Raw genomic sequence first — 7,315 nt, 5'->3', positions numbered from 1 at the left:
GGACGCCGGAACCGGCCGCATGCTCATGCCGTACATGCGATACCACTCGACATGTTCGTCGAAGAGCTGCCGCCGCTGCGCGTCGGTCAACCCGCCGCAAAAGCGCTCTGCCACATGGATGGTGCCGACGAAGAACGTGGCGTGCGCCCAGTAGAAGACGTCCGGGTTCAGCGCGTGGTAGCGGCGGCCCTGTTCGTCGACACCCTTGATGTCGGTGTGATAGTCGCGCACTTCGGCGCCGGTCTCCGGGGCACGGTCGCCGTCGAACACGACACCGCCGATCGGATACAGCGAGCGCAGCAGGCGTGGCCAGCGCTCCCGGAAGAACGTCGAGTGGTCGATGACCGCCGCCCCGAGCTGCGGGTGCATGTTCTGCATGGAACCCGCCCACGGGCCCTGCAACATGCCGCGCCAATCCCCGAAGTACCGCCACGTCAAGGAATCGGGGCCCAGCGGAGCGGGTGGCGACGCGTAGCCGAGCGGCGACACCGGGCAGCCGCCGGCCACGCCGTCGGAGGCGCCGCTGTTCAGCGGGCGGGCTGCGGACGTATGTTGGGTCACTATTAGATCCCTGTAAGTATCGGTCAATTTTGACTACATGCGTTGTCACTTAGAGCTTAGGAGCGATGTGCAGACGGGTCAACGACGGGGTCGTTGGACCGGCGTCCCCCTAGAGAGCCGCCTCGCCCTGCGCCGCGACAATCTCATCACCGCGGGCGTGCAGCTGCTCGGCAGCGATAGCGGCCCCGCGCTGACGGTGCGTGCGGTGTGCAAGAAGGCGGCACTGACCGAACGCTATTTCTACGAAAGCTTCTCCGATCGTGACGAATTCGTGCGCGCCGTCTATGACGACGTCTGCGCGCGCGCGATGAACACCCTGGTTTCGGCGAAGACGCCACGCGAGGCGGTCGAACAATTCGTCGAGCTCATGGTCGACGACCCCGTGCGGGGACGGGTGCTGTTGCTGGCGCCCACGGTGGAGCCGGTGTTGACACAGTCGGGCGCGGAGTGGATGCCCAACTTCATCGACCTGCTGCAGCGCAAGCTGTCGCGCATCGGCGACTCGGTGCTGCAGAAGATGATCGCCACCAGCCTGGTCGGCGGGCTGACGAGCCTGTTCACCGCCTACCTCAACGGCCAGCTCGGGGCCACTCGCAAGCAGTTCATCGACTATTGCGTCAACATGCTGTTCAATGCCGCGGCGCCCTACGTCCCGCCCGCCGAGCAGGGCAAATTCGAGTAGCGGTTTCGCGCGCACCCCGGACTGGCTAGCCCTTCGAGAACTGTCGTGTGCCGCGCCGGCGAGGAACTTGATGCTACCGGGGGACACAGATATATTGACTGCTACCCGCAGACACAGATAACTGGAGGGGCCATGTCAGCGGAGCTGACCGACTTACAGCTTCTGCATGAACTCGAACCGGTCGTGGAGAAATACCTGAACCGGCATCTGAGCGTGCACAAGCCGTGGAACCCGCACGACTACATCCCGTGGTCGGACGGCAAGAACTACTACGCGCTCGGCGGACAGGACTGGCACCCCGAGGAGAGCAAGCTGTCCGACGTCGCGCAGGTGGCGATGGTGCAGAACCTCGTCACCGAGGACAACCTGCCGTCGTACCACCGCGAGATCGCGATGAACATGGGCATGGACGGCGCCTGGGGCCAGTGGGTCAACCGGTGGACCGCCGAGGAGAACCGGCACGGCATCGCGCTGCGCGACTACCTCGTGGTGACCCGCGCGGTCGACCCCGTTGAGCTGGAGCTGCTGCGCCTCGAGGTGGTCAACCGGGGCTTCAGCCCGGGCCAGAACCACCAGGGCGAGTACTTCGCCGAGACCCTCACCCATTCCGTCTTGTACGTCAGTTTCCAGGAACTGGCCACCCGGATTTCGCACCGCAACACCGGCAAGGCCTGCAACGATCCCGTCGCCGAGCAACTCATGGCCAAGATCTCGGCCGACGAGAACCTGCACATGATCTTCTACCGCGACGTAAGCGAGGCCGCGTTCGAGCTCGCCCCCAACACGGCGATGAAGGCGCTGCACCTCATCTTGCGGCACTTCCAGATGCCCGGCTTCCAGGTGCCCGAGTTCCGGCGCAAGGCCGTGATCATCGCCATGGGTGGCGTGTACGACCCGCGTATCCACCTCGATGACGTCGTCATGCCGATTCTGAAGAAGTGGCGCATCTTCGAGCGCGAGGACTTCACCGGCGAGGCGGCCGAATTGCGCGACGACCTCGGCGTGCTGATCAAGGAACTCGAGGCGTCCTGCGACAGGTTCGAGGTGTCCAAGCAGCGCCAGCTCGACCGCGAGGCCCGTACCGGTAAGAAGACGACCGCCTACGAGCTGCACAAGACCGCCGGCAAGCTCGCCATGAGTCGTCGGTGAGCCTTCGGTAGACGCCTTGCGTATCGGTCCGATCACGCTCGCCAGCCCGGTGGTGCTGGCCCCGATGGCGGGCGTGACCAACGTCGCGTTCCGGACACTGTGCCGTGAGCTGGAGCTGTCCAAGGTCGGCACGGTCAGCGGGCTGTACGTCTGTGAGATGGTGACCGCGCGCGCTTTGGTGGAGCGGCACGCGGCGACGATGCACATGACGACGTTCGCGCCCGACGAGTCGCCGCGCTCGCTGCAGCTCTACACCGTCGATCCGGCGACCACCTACGCGGCCGCCAGGATGATCGCGGACGAAGGCCTGGCCGACCACATCGACATGAACTTCGGCTGCCCGGTGCCCAAGGTCACCAAGCGTGGCGGCGGGGCGGCGCTGCCGTTCAAGCGGCGGCTGTTCGGCCAGATCGTGGCCGCGGCCGTACGGGCCACCGAGGGCACCCGCATCCCGGTGACCGTGAAGTTCCGCGTCGGCATCGACGACGAGCACCACACCCACCTGGACGCCGGACGCATCGCCGAGGCCGAGGGTGCGGCCGCGGTTGCGTTGCACGCCCGCACGGCGGCGCAGCGCTACTCGGGGACGGCCGACTGGGACCAGATCGCGCGGCTCAAGCAGGAAGTACGGACCATCCCGGTGCTGGGCAACGGCGACATCTATGACGCCAGCGACGCGCTGGCGATGATGGCCAGCACGGGATGCGACGGCGTGGTCATCGGTCGCGGTTGCCTCGGCCGCCCGTGGCTGTTCGCCGAGTTGTCGGCTGCGTTCACCGGCACCCCGGCCCCGACGCCGCCCACCCTGGGCGAGGTCGCCGACATCGTGCGCCGGCACGGCCGGCTGCTGGCCGCGCATTTCGGCGAGGACAAGGGCATGCGCGACATCCGCAAGCACGTCGCCTGGTACCTGCATGGCTTTCCCGCCGGGTCGGAGTTGCGGCGAGCACTCGCGATGGTGACGACGCTGGATGAGCTCGACGCTCTGCTCGACCGGTTGGACCGCACCGTCCCGTTTCCGGACGCCGCGTGCGGCCCTCGTGGCCGGCAGGGTTCACCGGCCCGGGTGGCCCTTCCCGAGGGCTGGCTGACCGACCCCGACGACTGCACGGTGCCCGCGGGGGCGGACGTGATGCACTCGGGCGGCTAAGCGTTAACACGCTCGAAATCGCGTCCGCGGCGATAACTCAGTACGATGTGGACCTTGCTGCATTGCGCTTCGGTGGGGGTCGGTTGCGTGCCGCCGCGGGAGCGTGAGAACACCGCGCGACCACGGGTGGCGCGGCCCGCGGCGCTGATGGCTAGCCCCGGCGTCGCATCGGAGTTGCATCAGAGTTTTGGAGGCCGATAGGACATGGGTGATGGCGGCACTGACGCCACTCGTGGCCATCGGCGCACCCCGCAGCCGACGCCGGGAGCCGCCCCGTGGGAGCGGTTCGCGCAACCACCGTCTGATCACAGCGTCCACCGCTGGCTGACCGAGCCGGCCTCAGACGAACCTGTCGAGCCTGTCGAGCCGTCGGGCGTCGAGACCGAAACGGGCGGGTGCCACACGGACGGCGGGCTCACCGTCGCCGAGCTGATCGCCAAGGTAGGGGCCCCGAGCACCAGCCGGCGCAGTCGCCACCGCGTCGCGCCCGACCCCGAGCCCGAGCCCGACCCGCCGATCGACCTGCAGGACACGCAGGTGATCGACACCCCGGCCTATCTGCTCGACCCCCCTTCGGAGCTCCCCGAGCTCGGGGCCGCCGACTACGCGGATTACGACGACGAGTTCGACCTCGACGGGAGCGCGGACGACGCGACCCCCGAGGACCGCGAACCCAAAACTAAGCGCCGGCGGCGCCCCATAGTGCTGGCGGCCCGTTCGATGGCGGCGTTCTCCGCCGTGCTGGCGTTGGTCCTGACCGGTGGGGCGTGGCAGTGGAGCGCGTCGAAGAACAACCGGCTCAACATCGTCAGCGCGCTCGACCCGAATTCGAGCGACATCCGCGACCCCGGTGGACAGTACGGCGACGAGGACTTTCTGATCGTCGGCGTCGACTCGCGCGCCGGGCAAAACGCCGACATGGGCGCCGGTACCACCGAAGACGCCGATGGCGAGCGGTCGGACACCGTCATGCTGGTCAACATCCCGGCGAACCGCAAACGCGTGGTCGCGGTCTCGTTCCCGCGGGACCTGGCGATCACGCCGTTCCAATGCGAGGCCTGGAATCCCAGCACCGGCAAGTACGGACCCATTTACGACGAGAAGACCAAGACCATGGGTCCGAAGATGGTCTACACCGAGACCAAGCTGAACTCGGCATTCGCCTTCGGGGGCCCGAAGTGTCTGGTCAAGGAGATTCAGAAGCTGTCCGGCCTGAGCATCAACCACTTCATCGGCGTCGACTTCGCCGGGTTCTCGAAGATGGTAGATGCCCTGGGCGGCGTCGAAGTCTGCAGTCGCACGCCGCTGCACGACTACGAGCTGGGCACCGTCCTGGAACGCTCGGGACGCCAGGTACTCGATGGCCCAACCGCGTTGAACTATGTGCGAGCCCGCCAGGTGACGACCGAGACCAACGGCGACTACGGCCGCATCAAGCGCCAGCAATTGTTCCTGTCGTCGCTGCTTCGTGCGTTGATCTCCGAAGACACGTTGTTGGACCTCAACAAGCTCAACAACGTCGTGAACTTGGTCATCGGCGACACGTTCGTCGACAACGTCAAGACCAAAGACCTGGTCCAGCTGGGTCAGTCGTTGCAGGGCATTGCGGCCGGGCACATGACGTTCGTCACCGTGCCGACCGGCGTCACCGACCAGAACGGCGACGAGCCCCCGCGGCTGGCCGACATGAGGGCGCTTTTCGACGCCATCATCAACGACGATCCGCTGCCCGAGGAGAACGACCAGAACGCCAAACCGTTGGGCGACAACACCCCAACGACGGGCCCAACCACGGCCCCCACCACCAAGAAGGCGCCCAGCCCCACCGCGGCCCCGGAGGCCCAACACCAGCAGGTGACAACGACCGCGCCGCAAGATGTCACGGTCCGGGTATCGAACGCCACGACGCAGAGCGGGTTGGCCGCGACCGCGACCAGCCAGCTGAAGCGGAACGGGTTCAACGTGATGACGCCGGATGACTATCCCAGTTCGGTGAATACGACGACCGTGTTGTTCTCACCCGGCAACGAGCAGGCCGCGGCCACGGTCGCCTCGTCGTTCGCCAACGCGAAGGTCCAGCGGGTGTCGGGCTACGGGCAAGTCATCCAGGTCGTGCTCGGGCCGGACTTCAACTCCGTCGCCACTCCCGCGCCCAGCGGCTCGTCGATCAGCATGCAGATCGAGCGCGGGTCCGGCAACACTCCGACCAAGCTGCCCGACGACCTGACGGTCACCAACGCGGCTGACACCACCTGCGAGTAAAGAATTTTGGCGCTACCGCGTCACCCGTTTCCGGCATCGAGAACGTAGGCTTGGCAGCATGCGAACGGCCTACCACGAGCAGCTCACTGAGTTATCTGAGCGCCTGGGCGAGATGTGCGGGCTGGCGGGTGTCGCCATGGAGCAGGCCACCCAGGCGCTGCTGCAGGCGGATCTGGTGCTGGCCGAACAGGTGATTTCCGACCACGAGAAGATCGCGACGCTGAGCGCCCAGGCCGAGGAAAGCGCGTTCGTGCTGCTGGCGCTGCAGGCGCCGGTCGCCGGCGATCTGCGGTCCATCGTCAGTGCCATCCAGATGGTGGCGGACATCGACCGAATGGGCGCGCTGGCCCTGCACGTGGCCAAGATCGCCCGCCGGCGCCATCCCCAGCACGCGCTGCCCGAAGAGGTCAACGGGTACTTCGCCGAAATGGGCAGAGTCGCCGTCGAATTGGGCAGCAACGCTCAAGAGGTGGTGTTGTCACGCGACCCGGAGAAGGCCGCCCGGATCCGTGAGGAAGACGACGCCATGGATGATCTGCACCGGCATTTGTTCTCGGTGCTGATGGACCGCGAATGGAAGCACGGTGTCGCCGCCGCCGTGGACGTGACGTTGCTGGGCCGCTTCTACGAGCGCTTCGCGGACCACGCCGTGGAAGTGGCAAGGCGCGTCATTTTCCAGGCGACCGGGCACCTTCCCGAGGATGAGACCAACCCGACGTCGCGCTAGCCGAAGCGGCCGGAGATGTAGTCCTCCGTCGCCTTCTGCGTGGGGTTGGAGAAAATCTTCTCGGTGTCGTCGACCTCGATCAGCCGGCCGGGCTTTCCGGTGGCTTCCAGGTTGAAGAACGCGGTCTGATCGCTCACCCGGGCCGCCTGCTGCATGTTGTGCGTCACGATGACGATGGTGTAGTCCTGCTTCAACTCGCTGATCAGTTCTTCGATGGCCAGCGTCGAGATCGGGTCCAGCGCGGAGCACGGCTCGTCCATGAGCAACACATCGGGTTGCACGGCGATGGCGCGTGCGATGCACAGGCGCTGCTGCTGCCCACCGGATAGTCCACCGCCGGGCCGGTCCAACCGGTCCTTGACCTCTTCCCACAGGTTCGCCCCGCGCAGCGAGTGTTCGGCGGTCTCGTCGAGCAGCTTGCGGTTACGTACCCCTTGCAACTTCAGGCCGGCGACCACGTTGTCCCGAATCGACATGGCGGGGAACGGATTCGGCCGCTGGAACACCATCCCGATCGCCCGGCGCACACCGACCGGGTCGACGCCCGGGGCGTAGATGTCTTGATCGTCGAGCAGCACGCTGCCCTCGACACGCGCGCCGGGGATCACCTCATGCATCCGGTTCAAGGTACGCAGCACGGTCGTCTTGCCGCAGCCCGACGAACCGATGAAGGCCGTCACGCTGCGAGGCAGGATCGACATCGTCACATCGGCGACCGCCTTGAACGACCCGTAGTAGATGTTGATGGACTTGAGGTCCAACCGCTTGGCCACTAGTGCTCCTG

7 protein-coding genes are annotated in these 7,315 nt (G+C 66.4%); 5 read left to right on the top strand and 2 right to left on the bottom strand.

Going from position 1 to position 7,315, the window contains the following annotated elements:
* On the bottom strand, positions 1-561 hold a 561-nt coding region (locus A5706_RS19060), incomplete at its 3' end, for an oxygenase MpaB family protein (RefSeq protein WP_156767222.1).
* Between the two features lie 67 nt (positions 562-628).
* On the opposite strand from A5706_RS19060, the gene A5706_RS19055 reads away from it, so the two are divergent.
* The 5 genes from A5706_RS19055 (at position 629) to phoU (ending at position 6,531) form a co-directional block, all read left to right on the top strand.
* Positions 629-1,243, top strand: coding sequence for a TetR/AcrR family transcriptional regulator (locus A5706_RS19055; protein WP_068133704.1), 615 nt, complete (start codon positions 629-631; stop codon positions 1,241-1,243).
* Between the two features lie 132 nt (positions 1,244-1,375).
* Positions 1,376-2,392, top strand: coding sequence for an acyl-ACP desaturase (locus tag A5706_RS19050; protein WP_068133700.1), 1,017 nt, complete (start codon positions 1,376-1,378; stop codon positions 2,390-2,392).
* A 16-nt stretch (positions 2,393-2,408) separates the two neighbouring features.
* The gene (gene dusB, locus A5706_RS19045; protein ID WP_068133696.1) at positions 2,409-3,542 is read left to right on the top strand and encodes a tRNA dihydrouridine synthase DusB; all 1,134 of its coding nucleotides are present in this window, start codon (positions 2,409-2,411) and stop codon (positions 3,540-3,542) included.
* Between the two features lie 204 nt (positions 3,543-3,746).
* Positions 3,747-5,804, top strand: a complete 2,058-nt coding sequence (locus A5706_RS19040) for an LCP family protein (protein ID WP_068133694.1) — start codon at positions 3,747-3,749, stop codon at positions 5,802-5,804.
* Between the two features lie 58 nt (positions 5,805-5,862).
* Positions 5,863-6,531, top strand: a complete 669-nt coding sequence (phoU, locus tag A5706_RS19035) for a phosphate signaling complex protein PhoU (RefSeq protein ID WP_068133690.1) — start codon at positions 5,863-5,865, stop codon at positions 6,529-6,531.
* Here phoU and pstB read toward each other — a convergent pair.
* Complete coding sequence (gene pstB / locus A5706_RS19030) at positions 6,528-7,304, bottom strand: phosphate ABC transporter ATP-binding protein PstB (RefSeq protein WP_067152630.1); 777 nt, start codon at positions 7,302-7,304, stop codon at positions 6,528-6,530. The genes phoU and pstB overlap by 4 nt on opposite strands.
* Positions 7,305-7,315 lie beyond the last annotated feature (11 nt).

Origin of the sequence: Mycobacterium sp. E796, assembly GCF_001672815.1 — a bacterium.
GTDB lineage: Bacteria > Actinomycetota > Actinomycetes > Mycobacteriales > Mycobacteriaceae > Mycobacterium.
Note: the sequence above shows the minus strand (reverse complement) of the source record. Positions and strands in the feature narration are given on the sequence as shown.

What these genes read in the sequence shown, in the direction of transcription:
- A5706_RS19050 (WP_068133700.1), top strand. Translation starts at nt 1,376, where the DNA reads ATGTCAGCGGAGCTGACCGACTTACAGCTTCTGCATGAACTCGAACCG.
- A5706_RS19040 (WP_068133694.1), top strand. Translation starts at nt 3,747, where the DNA reads ATGGGTGATGGCGGCACTGACGCCACTCGTGGCCATCGGCGCACCCCG.
- phoU (WP_068133690.1), top strand. Translation starts at nt 5,863, where the DNA reads ATGCGAACGGCCTACCACGAGCAGCTCACTGAGTTATCTGAGCGCCTG.